Genomic DNA, 15,082 nt, shown 5'->3' with positions numbered 1-15,082 from the left:
CTTACTATTTATTGGTTCGATACGCGTGCAATTTTTCCTTGTTCTATATACACAAGTAAAATGGAAATATCCGCTGGATTTACGCCAGAAATACGTGAAGCCTGCCCCATTGAAAGTGGACGAACATCTTTCAATTTCTGTCTAGCTTCTGAAGCAATGCTAGAAATCGCATCATAATCAATATCTACAGGGATTTTTTTATTCTCCATTTTCTTCATACGCTCTACTTGCTGTAAAGATTTTTCAATATATCCTTCATACTTAATCTGAATTTCAACTTGTTCTTTAACTTCATCACTTAATTCTACTTCACTTGGTACTAAAAGATGAATATGCTCATATGTCATCTCTGGACGACGTAATAAGTCACTTGCACGTATTCCATCTTTCAATTCACTTCCGCCAATATTGCGAATTAATTCTTGAACTTCAGGGCGTGGTTTAATAATAATGCTGCTTAAACGTTCCTTTTCCTGTTCAATTTGTAATTTTTTATTTGTAAATCGCTCATAGCGCTCTTCTTTAATTAATCCAATTTTACGACCAACTTCAGTTAAACGAAGATCAGCATTATCGTGGCGTAATAATAGACGGTATTCTGCACGAGACGTTAATAAACGATATGGTTCATTTGTACCTTTCGTTACAAGATCATCAATTAAGACGCCAATATAAGCATCCTCGCGACCTAAAACAACTTCTTCTTTACCTAAAGAACGGCATGCTGCATTAATTCCAGCCATAAGCCCTTGTCCGGCCGCCTCTTCGTAACCAGAAGTTCCATTAATTTGTCCTGCTGTATATAAATTTTTAATCTTTTTCGTTTCAAGTGTTGGCCATAGTTGTGTTGGCACAATTGCATCATATTCAATTGCATAACCTGTACGCATCATTTCAACATTTTCTAGGCCTGGAATTGTTCTAAGCATGTCACGTTGTACATCTTCTGGCAAGCTTGTGGATAAACCTTGTACATATACTTCTTGTGTATTACGCCCTTCTGGCTCTAAGAAAATTTGATGACGTGGTTTATCATTAAATCTTACTACTTTGTCTTCAATAGAAGGACAGTATCTAGGACCTGTTCCTTTAATCATACCAGAATACATAGCTGAACGATGTAAATTTTCATCTATTAAACGGTGTGTTTCTGTACTTGTATATGTCAACCAACATGGAATTTGATCCATAATAAATTTCGTTGTTTCAAAAGAGAATGCACGTGGCTTATCATCACCTGGTTGAATTTCTGTTTTACTGTAGTCAATTGTATTACTGTTTACACGAGGAGGTGTCCCTGTTTTAAATCTCACAAGATCAAATCCAAGCTCCTCTAAATGCTCAGATAATGTAATAGACGGTTGCTGATTATTTGGACCACTTGAATATTTTAAGTCTCCCATGATAATCTCGCCGCGTAAAAATGTTCCAGTTGTAATTACAACTGTCTTTGCTGTATATTCTGCACCAGCTTGTGTAACTACCCCTTTACATACACCTTCTTCAACGATTAAACGCTCTACCATTCCTTGGAACAACGTTAAGTTTGGTGTTTCTTCAATTGTTTTCTTTAATTCATGTTGGTAAGAGAATTTATCAGCTTGCGCTCGAAGTGCACGTACGGCTGGTCCCTTACCTGTATTTAGCATACGCATTTGAATATGAGTTTTATCAATATTACGTCCCATTTCTCCGCCTAATGCATCAATTTCACGAACAACAATCCCTTTTGCTGGTCCACCAACAGAAGGGTTACATGGCATGAATGCTACCATATCCAAGTTAATTGTTAACATTAATGTTTTTGAGCCCATTCGTGCTGCCGCAAGACCAGCTTCACATCCTGCATGACCTGCACCGATTACTATGACATCGTATGAACCGGCATTGTATCCCATTGTTTATTCCTCCTAATAATCTCTATCTTTCTACAACTTCACTATATTATTTTCCTAAACAAAATTGAGAGAACAACTGGTCAATTAAGCTTTCATGCACTGTGTCCCCAGTAATTTCACCAAGTATTTCCCACGTTCTTGTTAAATCAATTTGTACCATATCAATTGGTACACCATTTTCAATCGCCTCAACTGCATCACCGATTGTTTTTCCTGCTTGTGTTAATAATCCAATATGTCTCGCATTAGAAACATATGTCATATCTGCAGAATCGATTGTTCCTTCAAAGAATAAATCAGCTATTGCCTTTTCGAGTTCATCTATTCCTTGTTCTTCAATTAAGGATGTTGTAATAACACGATTTCCCGCGGCTAACTCTGTAACACGTTCCATATCAATCGCTTGCGGTAAATCAGTCTTATTCACAATAACAATAAATTCTTTTCCTTGTACCGCACGGAATAGATCTTCATCCTCATTTGTTAAAGCCTCGCTATAGTTTACAACAACTAATACTAAATCCGCTTGGCTCATCATTTCTTTTGAACGTTCCACACCAATTCGTTCAACAACATCTTCTGTCTCCCGAATACCGGCTGTATCTATAAGTTTAAGAGGTACACCACGCACGTTAACGTACTCTTCAATAACATCACGAGTTGTTCCTGCAATATCAGTTACAATTGCCTTTTTCTCCTGAACAAGACTATTTAATAACGATGATTTCCCAACGTTAGGTCTACCGATAATTGCCGTAGCAATACCTTCACGTAAAATTTTCCCTTGTTTTGATGTTTCTAATATTTTTTCGATTTCCGAACGAACATGCGTCGCTTTCTCAATTAAAATATTATGTGTCATCTCTTCTACATCATCGTATTCTGGATAATCTATATTTACCTCAACATGAGCTAATGTTTCTAATATTTCTTGACGCAAAAGACCAATTAATTTAGATAATCGCCCTTCCATTTGATTAATTGCTACATTCATCGCACGATCTGTTTTTGCTCGAATCAAATCCATAACAGCTTCTGCTTGTGATAAATCGATACGTCCATTTAAAAAAGCACGTTTTGTAAATTCGCCCGGTTCTGCCAATCGTACTCCTTGTGCTAGAATAAGTTGCAATACTTTATTTACTGAAACAAGTCCACCGTGACAGTTAATTTCCACTATATTTTCACGTGTAAAAGTCCTTGGTGCGCGCATAATAGACACCATAACTTCTTCAATAACTTGATTTGTATCTAAATCAACAATATGACCATAATGAATAGTGTGAGAAGGAACCTCTGTTAAATCCTTCCCCTTAAAAATACGATTAACTTTCTCAACCGCATCATCCCCACTTACTCGAACAATGGCAATTGCACCCTCTCCAAGCGCTGTGGAAATCGCAGCAATTGTATCAAATTCCATGTCCTTTCACCTCACTTGCTTATTTATCTCTATTTCAACATGATTATTTCTTTCACTAAATTATTAGGATACCATAACGAACCTATCTACAAAAGAAGAATAACTCATTTTATTATATCCCCATGTAAAAAACACTAAACTTATTCACAGTGGATAAGTTTAGTGTTTTTTAGTTATCCACATCTATTTTCCGCTCAAAAAAACCGGCACTCATTTGAGCAACCGGTCATTTAGGAGATATTACAACATGCCGATGTGGTTCATTTCCTTCAGAAGTTGTATTGATACCTTGATGATTTGATAATGCCTGATGAATAATCTTTCGTTCAAAAGATGGCATCGGTTCTAAAATAACTCTTTTTTTCGTATTAAATACTTGTTTCGCTAATCGATAAGAAAGTGATTCTAACGTACTTTTTCTTTTACTACGATAATTTTCAGCATCTAGTGTAATACCGATATACTGCTTCGTGTTACGATTCGCGACAAGTTTTGTTAAATACTGTAAAGAGTTCAATGTATTACCTCTTTTCCCAATTAAAACACCTACATTATCACCAGAAATTGTAAATTCAATTTCGCGTCCTTTTACAATTTTACTAATCTCAACTTCCACACCCATATCGTGAATAACATTTCTTAAATATTCTTCACATTCTTGAATTGGATCTTTCTTCAATACAACTTCTACTACTGCAGGACGATTCCCAAATAAACCTAAGAATCCTCTTTTACCCTCATCGACAATATTTATATCTACTCGATCTTTTGATGTATTTAATTGCCTTAAAGCATCCTCTACTGCCAGCTCGACTGTTTGTCCTTTAGCAGTAATTACACTCACTTGCTTGAGCCTCCAGCTTTGCTAGCCTTAATTTCTGGCCCTTTGATAAAGTACATTTGAGCAATACCAAAGATATTACCAACAACCCAGTAAAGTGATAATGCGGCTGGGAAGTTAATTGCAAAGATTAAAATCATAATCGGCATAAGCCAAAGCATCATTGCCATTTGCGGATTTTGACCAGCTGTTCCTGCCATTGCAAGCTTTTGCTGAATAAATGTCGTAATTGCTGCAACGACCGGTAAGATATAGAACGGGTCTGCATGTCCTAAATCGAACCATAAGAAACTATGTTGTTTAATTTCAGCTGTTCTCATAATTGCATGATAAAAAGCGAACAGAATTGGCATTTGAATAAAGATTGGTAAACAACCAGCTAATGGATTTACACCATTTTTTTGATATAACTGCATCATTTCTTGCTGCAGTTTTTGCTGTGTCGCTTGATCTTTAGAGCTATATTTCTCTTTTAACTTCACCATTTCCGGTTGTAACGCTTGCATCGCTTTCGTACTCTTCGTTTGTTTAATCATTAGTGGTAATAATGCAAAACGAATGATAAGAGTTGTAATAACAATTGCTAAACCGTAATTACTGTTAAATAAGTCGGCAAAATACGTGATTAACTGAGAAAGCGGATATACGAAATATTCATTCCAAATCCCAGTACTTTTCGATGTAATCGGCTGACCCGTTTCACTACAACCGGTGGCAATCGCCATTAATGCAACGACCATGGCTAGTAAACCTAATTTCTTTTTCAAAGCCTACTCCTCCTTGTATCGGTATGTATATAGTGTAATTCATTTCCTTACGCTACCTTTTTATTCTTTTCATACCAGAGCGTTTAAAGACATGAATTAAGCTTTTCTTTACTTCTTCATATGTCATCTCTGCACAAGGCTTCCTTGCTATTATAACAAAATCCTTCCCAGAATCTATCTCATCTTTTAACTCTGTAATAGCCTGACGGACCATGCGCTTAATTCGATTACGAACTACTGCATTTCCAATTTTCTTGCTAACAGAAAGGCCGATGCGAAAGTTTGGCTGTTCTTCTTTATCTAATTGGTATACAACAAACTGACGATTCGCATTTGATTTTCCTTTTTGAAAAACCGCCTGGAATTCATCATTCTTCTTTATACGATGTTTTTTCTTCATATCAATTGACACTCCTGTATTTCATCAGCGGAAATTCACTATTATTAGAAAAAAAGACCACTGAACGATCAGTGGTCTACGCAGATAATACTTTTCTTCCTTTACGACGACGAGCTGCTAGCACTTTACGTCCGTTCGCTGTGCTCATACGGCTGCGGAAACCATGTACTTTGCTGCGCTTACGTTTATTTGGTTGGTAAGTTCTTTTCATTATATGACACCTCCCTGAGGAATATCTGTTAAAGACAGTCCTATAAATTATAGTTAATCAACTAGGAAAATGTCAATGGTTCTAGAAATTTTCATCAAATATTCATTTTGAACCTATTCACATACTTTTACACAGCACCTATATTTCCTTGTGGATAAATGTTTTTTCACGTTTTTTATATCCACAAACTTTTTTCGCACTTTTACACAGTATATCGTGTTGTGGACAAGTTTATTCCACAAGGTATTGATTTTGTGGATAACTTTCTTAAATTCATTGCTATAGCCACTTTTTTTTGATATTATAGTTGTGTTTTCACTTTGAATAAGTTTTCCACACCTTTATTTTATCCACAGTTTGTGTATAACATGTGGACAGTTTTAATCACATGTGGGTAAATAGTTGTCCACATTTGCTTTTTTTGTCGAAAACCCTATCTCATATACAAACGACGTTTTTAGGTTTTAAAATACGTTTCGTATAAATATACATTTTATATTTATTGGGTTGTACATTTGTTGCGCAACCTTATTCTTTTACCATCTTAGTAAAGGAGGGACACCTTTGGAAAATATCTCTGATTTATGGAATAGTGCCTTAAAAGAATTAGAAAAAAAGGTAAGCAAGCCTAGTTATGAGACATGGTTAAAATCAACAACGGCTCATAACTTGAAGAAAGACGTATTAACGATTACAGCTCCAAATGAATTTGCTCGTGACTGGCTAGAATCTCATTACTCCGAACTAATTTCAGAAACACTATACGATTTAACAGGGGCAAAATTAGCAATTCGCTTTATTATTCCCCAAAGTCAAGCTGAAGAGGATATTGATCTGCCTCCAGTTAAGCCGAATCCAGCACAAGATGATTCAGCTCATTTACCACAGAGCATGTTAAATCCAAAATATACATTTGATACATTTGTTATCGGCTCTGGTAACCGTTTTGCCCATGCAGCTTCATTAGCTGTAGCCGAGGCGCCAGCTAAAGCGTATAACCCACTCTTTATTTACGGGGGAGTTGGGCTTGGAAAGACGCATTTAATGCACGCAATTGGTCATTATGTAATTGAACATAATCCAAATGCAAAAGTTGTATATTTATCATCAGAAAAATTTACAAATGAATTTATTAACTCTATTCGTGATAATAAGGCTGTTGATTTTCGTAATAAATATCGCAACGTAGATGTTTTATTGATAGATGATATTCAATTTCTTGCTGGAAAAGAACAAACTCAAGAAGAGTTTTTCCATACATTTAATGCATTACACGAAGAAAGTAAACAAATTGTAATTTCTAGTGATCGACCACCAAAAGAAATTCCGACTTTAGAAGATCGTCTTCGTTCCCGCTTTGAATGGGGGCTTATTACAGATATTACGCCGCCAGATTTAGAGACACGAATTGCGATTTTACGCAAAAAAGCAAAAGCTGAAGGGCTTGATATACCAAATGAAGTTATGCTTTATATCGCAAATCAAATTGATTCAAATATTCGTGAATTAGAAGGTGCACTTATCCGAGTTGTAGCTTATTCATCTTTAATTAATAAAGATATTAATGCTGATTTAGCAGCTGAAGCACTTAAAGATATTATTCCAAATTCTAAGCCAAAAATTATCTCTATTTATGATATTCAAAAAGCTGTCGGGGATGTTTATCAAGTGAAATTAGAAGATTTTAAAGCGAAAAAACGTACCAAATCAGTTGCGTTTCCTCGCCAAATTGCAATGTATTTATCGCGCGAGCTTACAGATTCCTCTTTACCAAAAATAGGTGAAGAATTTGGTGGACGTGATCATACAACAGTTATCCATGCCCATGAAAAAATCTCTAAACTACTAAAAACCGATACGCAATTACAAAAGCAAGTTGAAGAAATTAATGGTATTTTAAAGTAGTAGCTGAATAGTGTGAATAACTTACCTTGTTTTACGCACAGTCTATCCACATGTAGATAGACTGTTTTTACATCCTTTATAGGGGTTATCCACATATCCACAAGCCCTATTACTATTACTACTATTTTTTTATCTTTATTAATTAAATAAAATCTTATACTTACCGGAGGTTTTTCTTTATGCGTTTTACAATACAAAAAGACTATCTTGTAAGAGGTGTACAAGATGTAATGAAGGCAGTTTCTTCTCGTACAACAATCCCCATCCTTACGGGAATTAAAGTTGTAGCTACTGAAGAAGGGGTTACATTAACAGGAAGCGATGCTGATATTTCTATTGAATCGTTTATTCCAGTCGAAGAAGATGGAAAAGAAATCGTAGAAATTGTTCAATCAGGAAGCATTGTTTTACAGGCAAAATATTTTAGTGAGATTGTAAAAAAACTACCTAAAGACACTGTCGAAATTTCTGTAGAAAATCATTTTATGACAAAAATAAAATCTGGAAAATCAGAGTTTAACTTAAATGGTTTAGATTCTGCAGAATATCCGTTATTGCCACAGATTGAAGAACATCATGTATTTAAGATACCAACAGATTTACTTAAGCATATGATCAGACAAACTGTATTTGCAGTTTCTACTTCTGAAACAAGACCGATCTTGACAGGTGTAAACTGGAAGGTATATAACAGCGAGTTAACTTGTATTGCAACAGATAGTCATAGACTGGCACTTCGAAAAGCAAAAATTGAAGGACATAACATTGCAGATGAATTCCAAGCTAATGTTGTTATTCCAGGTAAGAGCTTAAATGAATTAAGTAAAATTTTAGATGAGTCTGAAGAAATGGTAGATATCGTTATTACGGAGTATCAAGTATTATTCCGTACAAAACATTTATTATTCTTCTCAAGATTGTTAGAAGGAAATTATCCTGATACGACACGTTTAATTCCAGCAGAGAGTAAAACGGATATTTTTGTAAATACAAAAGAATTCCTACAAGCAATTGATCGTGCTTCACTATTAGCAAGAGATGGCCGCAATAACGTTGTTAAATTATCAACTTTAGAGCAAGAAATGCTAGAGATTTCTTCGAATTCACCAGAAATCGGAAAAGTTGTCGAAGAAGTACAATGCGAAAAAGTAGATGGAGAAGAGTTAAAAATATCTTTTAGTGCAAAATATATGATGGATGCATTAAAAGCTTTGGATAGTACAGAGATTAAAGTTAGCTTTACTGGGGCAATGAGACCGTTCTTAATTCGTACAGTAAATGATGATTCAATTATTCAATTAATTTTACCGGTTCGTACTTACTAGGTAAGGAATAAGGGTTGCTAGTTTAAAGATGCTAGTGGCCCTTATTTGATTTTTGGGTATTACTTTCCTAATGCTAGTTTATTTAGTACAATGAAAGAATGAACACTTTCAGAAAGTGAGCGATTTTATGAAACGTATTAAAATTTCAACAGAGTATATTACACTAGGACAATTTTTAAAGTTAGCTGATGTAATTGATACAGGTGGCGCTGTAAAATGGTTTTTACAAGAATATGAAGTGTACGTGAACAACGAACTTGAAAATAGAAGAGGTCGCAAACTATATGCGAATGATGTTATTGAAATTCCAGGAAGCGGAACTTTCCAAGTTCAGGCATAAAGGGGGAGCCCTTTGTTTATTTCAGAAATACAATTAAAAAACTATCGCAATTATGAAAAATTAGAGCTTTCCTTTGAAGATAAGGTAAATGTAATTATCGGCGAAAATGCACAAGGGAAAACAAATTTGATGGAAGCTATTTATGTTTTAGCGATGGCGAAATCTCATAGAACCTCTAATGATCGCGAACTTATCCGCTGGGATGAAGATTTTGGTCAAATAAAGGGGAAATTACAAAAAAGAAACAGTTCTTTGTCTTTGGAATTAAATATTTCGAAAAAAGGTAAAAAGGCAAAATTAAATCAACTTGAACAACAAAAGTTAAGTCAATATATTGGCGTGATGAACGTTGTCATGTTTGCCCCAGAAGATTTAAATCTTGTAAAAGGAAGCCCTCAAGTAAGAAGACGCTTTTTAGATATGGAATTAGGACAAATAGCTCCTGTATATTTGTATGAATTAAGTCAATATCAAAAGGTGCTCACGCAACGAAATCACTTGTTGAAAAAAATGCAAGGGAATAGTAAGAATGAGGAAACGATGTTGGATGTATTTACACTTCAACTAATTGAGCATGGTGCGAAAATACTGCAAAAACGTTTTGAATTTTTGCATTTGCTACAGGAATGGGCAGCTCCAATTCATCGAGGTATAAGCCGTGGATTAGAAGAGTTAGAAATTGTCTATAAACCAAGTGTAGATGTATCAGAATCAATGGATTTGTCGAAAATAAAAGAAGTATACTATGAAAGTTTTCAATCTGTGAAACAACGTGAAATTTTCCGTGGTACGACTTTAATTGGTCCTCATCGTGACGATTTACAATTCTTCGTTAATAGTAAAAATGTTCAAGTCTTTGGTTCGCAAGGACAACAACGAACGACCGCACTATCCCTAAAATTAGCTGAAATTGAATTGATTTATTCAGAGGTTAAAGAATATCCAATCCTTTTGTTGGATGATGTTTTATCAGAATTAGATGATTATCGTCAATCACATCTTTTAAATACAATTCAAGGAAAAGTGCAAACATTTGTTACAACGACGAGTGTCGACGGAATTGAACACGAAACATTAAAAGAAGCGAAAACAATTCATGTAACGAACGGCACTGTAGATTGTGAAATAGATAGGGAATAACCCCTGTTTAAATGGAAAAGTAGGTGATCTTTGTGTCAATGGAACAAAAGCAAATGCAAGAAAATGCATATGATGAAAGTCAGATACAGGTGCTTGAAGGACTAGAGGCAGTTCGGAAACGCCCTGGTATGTATATTGGATCTACAAGTGGAAAAGGGCTTCACCATCTTGTGTGGGAAATCGTAGATAATAGTATTGATGAAGCACTTGCAGGTTATTGTGATGAAATTAATGTTAGTATCGAAGAAGATAATAGTATTCGTGTAACGGATAATGGGCGTGGTATTCCGGTTGGTATACAAGAAAAAATGGGACGTCCAGCTGTAGAAGTTATTATGACTGTTCTCCACGCCGGTGGTAAATTTGGCGGTGGCGGTTATAAAGTTTCTGGTGGTTTACATGGTGTTGGGGCATCGGTTGTAAATGCTCTATCAACAGAATTAGAAGTATTTGTACATCGTGAAGGTAAAATCCATTACCAAAAATACGAAAGAGGTATTCCGGTTGCGGATTTAAAAGTCATTGGTGACACAGATCAAACAGGAACAATAACTCGATTTAAACCAGATCCAGAAATTTTCCAAGAAACAACAGTATACGATTTTGATACGCTAGCAACTCGTATGCGTGAATTAGCGTTTTTAAATCGTAATATTAAATTAACAATTGAAGATAAACGTGAACATAAGCAAAAGAAAGAATTCCATTACGAAGGTGGAATTAAATCATACGTTGAGCATTTAAATCGCTCAAAACAACCGATTCATGAAGAGCCTGTGTACGTAGAAGGTTCAAAAGATGGTATTCAGGTTGAGGTTTCTCTTCAATATAACGAGGGATACACAAATAATATTTACTCATTTACGAATAACATCCATACGTATGAAGGTGGTACACATGAGGTAGGTTTTAAAACAGCTTTAACTCGTGTAATCAACGACTATGGTCGTAAAAATAGCATTTTAAAAGATGCGGACAGTAATTTAACTGGTGAGGATGTTCGTGAAGGTTTAACAGCAATTGTATCAATCAAGCATCCAAATCCACAATTTGAAGGACAAACGAAGACAAAACTTGGGAATAGTGAAGCGAGAACAATTACAGAGTCTGTATTCTCAGAGGCGTTTGAAAAGTTCTTACTAGAAAATCCTAATGTAGCGCGAAAAATTGTAGAAAAAGGTACGATGGCTGCACGTGCACGTGTAGCTGCGAAAAAAGCGCGTGAATTGACACGTCGAAAGAGTGCGTTAGAAGTTTCAAGTTTACCTGGTAAATTAGCTGATTGCTCTTCGAAAGATCCAGCAATTAGTGAAATTTACATCGTAGAGGGTGACTCTGCGGGTGGATCTGCAAAACAAGGACGCGATCGTCATTTCCAAGCAATTTTACCGCTGAAGGGTAAAATTATTAATGTGGAAAAGGCACGCTTAGATAAGATTTTATCAAATGATGAAGTTCGTACAATTATTACGGCGATTGGTACAAATATTGGTGGAGACTTCGATATTGAAAAAGCACGCTATCATAAGGTTATTATTATGACCGATGCCGATGTTGATGGTGCACATATTCGTACCCTATTATTAACGTTCTTCTATCGTTATATGCGTCAAATAATTGAGTGTGGTTATATCTATATTGCACAGCCGCCGTTGTTTAAAATACAACAAGGTAAAAAAATTCAATATGCTTACAACGATAAGGAACTTGAAAAAATCTTAGCAGAATTACCGGCCCAACCTAAGCCAGGGATTCAGCGTTATAAAGGTCTAGGGGAAATGAATCCAACTCAGCTATGGGAGACGACAATGGACCCAGAAGTACGTTCATTACTTCAAGTTTCCCTTCAAGATGCAATTGAAGCAGACGAAACATTTGAAATTTTAATGGGAGATAAAGTAGAGCCACGTCGTAACTTTATCCAAGAGAATGCAAAATACGTGAAGAACCTTGATATTTAAATGAGTAATGACAGGAATCTAAGTATTCCTGTCTTCTACATATAAATCAATGTATGTGTAACGGAAATGTAAGAGGAGGTGCTCGTTGATGTCAGACAATCAACAACAAGCACGAATTCGAGAAATTAATATTAGTCATGAAATGCGTACCTCATTTTTAGATTACGCAATGAGTGTTATCGTATCTCGTGCATTACCAGATGTTCGTGATGGATTAAAACCTGTGCATCGTAGGGTTTTATATGCGATGAATGATTTAGGAATTACAGCTGATAAAGCGTATAAGAAATCAGCACGTATTGTCGGTGAAGTAATCGGTAAGTATCACCCTCATGGTGATTCAGCCGTTTATGAAACAATGGTACGTATGGCGCAAGATTTTAGTCAACGTTATATGCTTGTAGATGGGCATGGTAACTTCGGTTCTGTAGATGGAGATTCAGCAGCTGCAATGCGTTATACAGAGGCAAGAATGTCTAAGATTTCTATGGAATTAATACGTGATATTTCAAAAAATACAATTGATTATCAAGATAACTATGATGGTTCCGAAAGAGAACCGATAGTACTACCAGCGCGTTTCCCTAATTTATTAGTAAACGGTACAACAGGTATTGCTGTTGGTATGGCAACAAATATACCGCCGCATCAGCTTGGCGAAGTAATTGATGGTGTGCTGGCATTAAGTCATAATCCTGATATTACTATCGCAGAATTAATGGAATATATTCCCGGTCCAGACTTTCCGACGGCAGGTTTAATTTTAGGAAGAAGTGGAATTCGAAGAGCTTATGAAACAGGTCGCGGTTCCATTATGCTTCGTGCTAAGGTTGAAATTGAAGAGAAGTCAAACGGTAAACAATCTATTATCGTAACTGAACTACCTTATCAAGTTAATAAGGCACGATTAATTGAAAAAATCGCAGAATTAGTTCGCGATAAGAAAATTGAAGGTATTACAGATTTACGTGATGAATCAGATCGTAATGGTATGCGTATTGTCATGGAAGTACGTCGTGATGCTAATGCAAACGTACTATTAAACAATCTATATAAACATACAGCGCTTCAAACAAGTTTCGGTATTAATATGTTGTCTCTTGTAAATGGGGAGCCACAAGTACTAAATTTAAAACAAAATCTATATCATTATTTAGAGCATCAGAAGGTAGTAATTCGTAGACGTACTGCTTATGAATTAGAAAAAGCAGAAGCACGTGCTCATATTTTAGAAGGATTACGAATTGCTTTAGATCATCTTGATGAAGTTATTACGTTAATTCGTAGTTCAAAAACGGCAGATATTGCCAAGCAAGGCTTAATGGAACGTTTTGGTTTAAGTGAGAAACAGGCGCAAGCAATTTTAGATATGCGTCTGCAACGCTTAACTGGATTAGAACGTGAAAAAATTGAGCAAGAATATCAAGACTTAATGAAGTTAATTGCTGAATTAAAAGCGATTTTAGCAGATGAAGAAAAAGTTCTTGAGATTATTCGTGAAGAATTAACAGAAGTAAAAGAGCGTTTCAATGATAAGAGACGAACAGAAATTACAATTGGCGGTATGGAATTTATTGAAGATGAAGATTTAATTCCTGAACAAAACATTGCGATTACGTTAACTCATAACGGTTATATTAAGAGGTTACCAGCTTCTACGTACAAAACACAGAACCGTGGGGGACGTGGTGTGCAAGGAATGGGTACGAATGATGATGACTTTGTTGAACATTTATTAACAACGTCTACTCATGATCATATTTTATTCTTTACAAACAAGGGTAAAGTATACCGTACGAAAGGATATGAAATTCCAGAGTATAGTCGTACTGCAAAAGGACTACCAATTATTAACCTATTAGGGGTAGATAAGGGTGAGTGGATTAACGCTATTATTCCGATTCGCGAATTTGGTGACGATCAGTTCTTATTCTTTACGACAAAACAAGGGGTTTCTAAGAGAACGCCACTTTCATCATTTGCAAATATACGTACAAATGGTTTAATTGCAATTTCTCTTCGTGAAGAGGATGAGGTAATATCTGTACGTTTAACATCGGGTGATAAGGATATTATTGTCGGGACAAGTAACGGTATGCTAATTCGTTTCAATGAACAAGATGTTCGTTCTATGGGACGTAATGCTGCAGGTGTTAAAGCTATTACGTTGGGCGATGAAGACCAAGTTGTAGGTATGGAAATTGTCGAAGAGGATGTAAATGTTCTAATTGTAACGAAAAATGGTTACGGAAAGCGTACACCGATTGATGAATACCGTCTGCAAAGCCGCGGTGGTAAAGGTCTGAAAACTTGTAACATTACAGATAAGAACGGTAAATTAGTAGCTGTTAAATCTGTTACAGGTGAAGAAGATATTATGTTAATTACAGCGGCAGGCGTTATTATTCGTATGCCAGTTGATCAAATCTCTCAAATGGGACGTAATACACAAGGTGTTCGTCTAATTCGATTAGAGGAAGACCAAGAGGTAGCGACGGTAGCAAAAGCACAAAAAGATGAAGAGGAAGAAACGAGTGAAGAGGTTTCTTCAGAAGAATAAGAGAGGGGATTTTCCCTCTCTTTATTTTTTTATAATAATACTTGCATAGGGAAGAGAAAGCCTATATAATAGGCAGAGTCAGCAAATGAGAGATACAATTTATCGAAAAAACTTGTTGACGAAAATAATATACTATGATATATTATAAAAGTCGCTGAAACGCGATATTGAACTTTGAAAACTAAACGAAACAAACAACGTGAAACGTCAATTTTTATTTTAGATGCTAGACAAACTAACTTTATTGGAGAGTTTGATCCTGGCTCAGGATGAACGCTGGCGGCGTGCCTAATACATGCAAGTCGAGCGAA

12 protein-coding genes and 1 rRNA gene are annotated in these 15,082 nt (G+C 35.7%); 7 read left to right on the top strand and 6 right to left on the bottom strand.

Annotated elements, in window-relative coordinates:
• Positions 1–8: 8 nt before the first annotated feature.
• The 6 genes from mnmG to rpmH all read right to left on the bottom strand — a co-directional run bounded on the left by mnmG (position 9) and on the right by rpmH (position 5,540).
• Positions 9–1,898, bottom strand: coding sequence for a tRNA uridine-5-carboxymethylaminomethyl(34) synthesis enzyme MnmG (gene mnmG, locus AU379_RS17475; RefSeq protein WP_000541055.1), 1,890 nt, complete (start codon positions 1,896–1,898; stop codon positions 9–11).
• A gap of 46 nt (positions 1,899–1,944) precedes the next feature.
• A complete protein-coding gene (gene mnmE, locus AU379_RS17470; RefSeq protein WP_000393770.1) occupies positions 1,945–3,321 on the bottom strand; it encodes a tRNA uridine-5-carboxymethylaminomethyl(34) synthesis GTPase MnmE in 1,377 nt (458 codons plus the stop codon).
• Positions 3,322–3,547: 226 nt separating this feature from the next.
• Entirely contained in the window at positions 3,548–4,165 is a 618-nt protein-coding gene (gene jag, locus AU379_RS17465; RefSeq protein ID WP_000111516.1) for an RNA-binding cell elongation regulator Jag/EloR, read from the bottom strand.
• Positions 4,162–4,929, bottom strand: coding sequence for a YidC family membrane integrase SpoIIIJ (gene spoIIIJ, locus AU379_RS17460; protein ID WP_000727737.1), 768 nt, complete (start codon positions 4,927–4,929; stop codon positions 4,162–4,164). The genes jag and spoIIIJ overlap by 4 nt, the downstream gene beginning before the upstream one ends.
• Before the next feature lie 52 nt (positions 4,930–4,981).
• Positions 4,982–5,329 (bottom strand): ribonuclease P protein component, encoded by a 348-nt coding sequence (gene rnpA / locus AU379_RS17455; protein WP_000726622.1) that lies wholly within the window; start codon positions 5,327–5,329, stop codon positions 4,982–4,984.
• A gap of 76 nt (positions 5,330–5,405) precedes the next feature.
• Positions 5,406–5,540 (bottom strand): 50S ribosomal protein L34, encoded by a 135-nt coding sequence (gene rpmH / locus AU379_RS17450; RefSeq protein ID WP_000831901.1) that lies wholly within the window; start codon positions 5,538–5,540, stop codon positions 5,406–5,408.
• Between the two features lie 564 nt (positions 5,541–6,104).
• Between rpmH and dnaA the strand changes: the two genes are divergently transcribed.
• The 7 genes from dnaA to AU379_RS17415 all read left to right on the top strand — a co-directional run.
• On the top strand, positions 6,105–7,445 hold the full coding sequence (gene dnaA, locus AU379_RS17445; protein ID WP_000428017.1) for a chromosomal replication initiator protein DnaA: 1,341 nt from the start codon (positions 6,105–6,107) through the stop codon (positions 7,443–7,445).
• A gap of 179 nt (positions 7,446–7,624) precedes the next feature.
• Positions 7,625–8,770 (top strand): DNA polymerase III subunit beta, encoded by a 1,146-nt coding sequence (gene dnaN, locus AU379_RS17440; protein ID WP_044585055.1) that lies wholly within the window; start codon positions 7,625–7,627, stop codon positions 8,768–8,770.
• Positions 8,771–8,897: 127 nt separating this feature from the next.
• The gene (gene yaaA / locus AU379_RS17435; RefSeq protein WP_000821364.1) at positions 8,898–9,110 is read left to right on the top strand and encodes a S4 domain-containing protein YaaA; all 213 of its coding nucleotides are present in this window, start codon (positions 8,898–8,900) and stop codon (positions 9,108–9,110) included.
• 12 nt (positions 9,111–9,122) lie between these two features.
• Entirely contained in the window at positions 9,123–10,250 is a 1,128-nt protein-coding gene (recF, locus tag AU379_RS17430; protein WP_000470745.1) for a DNA replication/repair protein RecF, read from the top strand.
• Positions 10,251–10,288: 38 nt separating this feature from the next.
• Positions 10,289–12,211, top strand: a complete 1,923-nt coding sequence (gene gyrB / locus AU379_RS17425; RefSeq protein WP_000435982.1) for a DNA topoisomerase (ATP-hydrolyzing) subunit B — start codon at positions 10,289–10,291, stop codon at positions 12,209–12,211.
• An 88-nt stretch (positions 12,212–12,299) separates the two neighbouring features.
• Complete coding sequence (gyrA, locus tag AU379_RS17420; protein ID WP_001282864.1) at positions 12,300–14,771, top strand: DNA gyrase subunit A; 2,472 nt, start codon at positions 12,300–12,302, stop codon at positions 14,769–14,771.
• Between the two features lie 241 nt (positions 14,772–15,012).
• Positions 15,013–15,082: ribosomal RNA gene (locus tag AU379_RS17415) — 16S ribosomal RNA — on the top strand; the annotation flags it as partial.

The sequence above is a fragment of the Bacillus sp. JH7 genome (genome assembly GCF_001563515.1).
Classification (GTDB): Bacteria; Bacillota; Bacilli; order Bacillales; family Bacillaceae_G; genus Bacillus_A; species Bacillus_A cereus.
This window is presented reverse-complemented; position numbering and strand designations above follow the sequence as displayed.

Coding starts and splice junctions, on each gene's coding strand:
- rnpA (WP_000726622.1), bottom strand. CDS start 5,329: ATGAAGAAAAAACATCGTATAAAGAAGAATGATGAATTCCAGGCGGTT.
- dnaN (WP_044585055.1), top strand. CDS start 7,625: ATGCGTTTTACAATACAAAAAGACTATCTTGTAAGAGGTGTACAAGAT.
- mnmE (WP_000393770.1), bottom strand. CDS start 3,321: ATGGAATTTGATACAATTGCTGCGATTTCCACAGCGCTTGGAGAGGGT.
- gyrA (WP_001282864.1), top strand. CDS start 12,300: ATGTCAGACAATCAACAACAAGCACGAATTCGAGAAATTAATATTAGT.
- rpmH (WP_000831901.1), bottom strand. CDS start 5,540: ATGAAAAGAACTTACCAACCAAATAAACGTAAGCGCAGCAAAGTACAT.
- gyrB (WP_000435982.1), top strand. CDS start 10,289: ATGGAACAAAAGCAAATGCAAGAAAATGCATATGATGAAAGTCAGATA.
- mnmG (WP_000541055.1), bottom strand. CDS start 1,898: ATGGGATACAATGCCGGTTCATACGATGTCATAGTAATCGGTGCAGGT.
- yaaA (WP_000821364.1), top strand. CDS start 8,898: ATGAAACGTATTAAAATTTCAACAGAGTATATTACACTAGGACAATTT.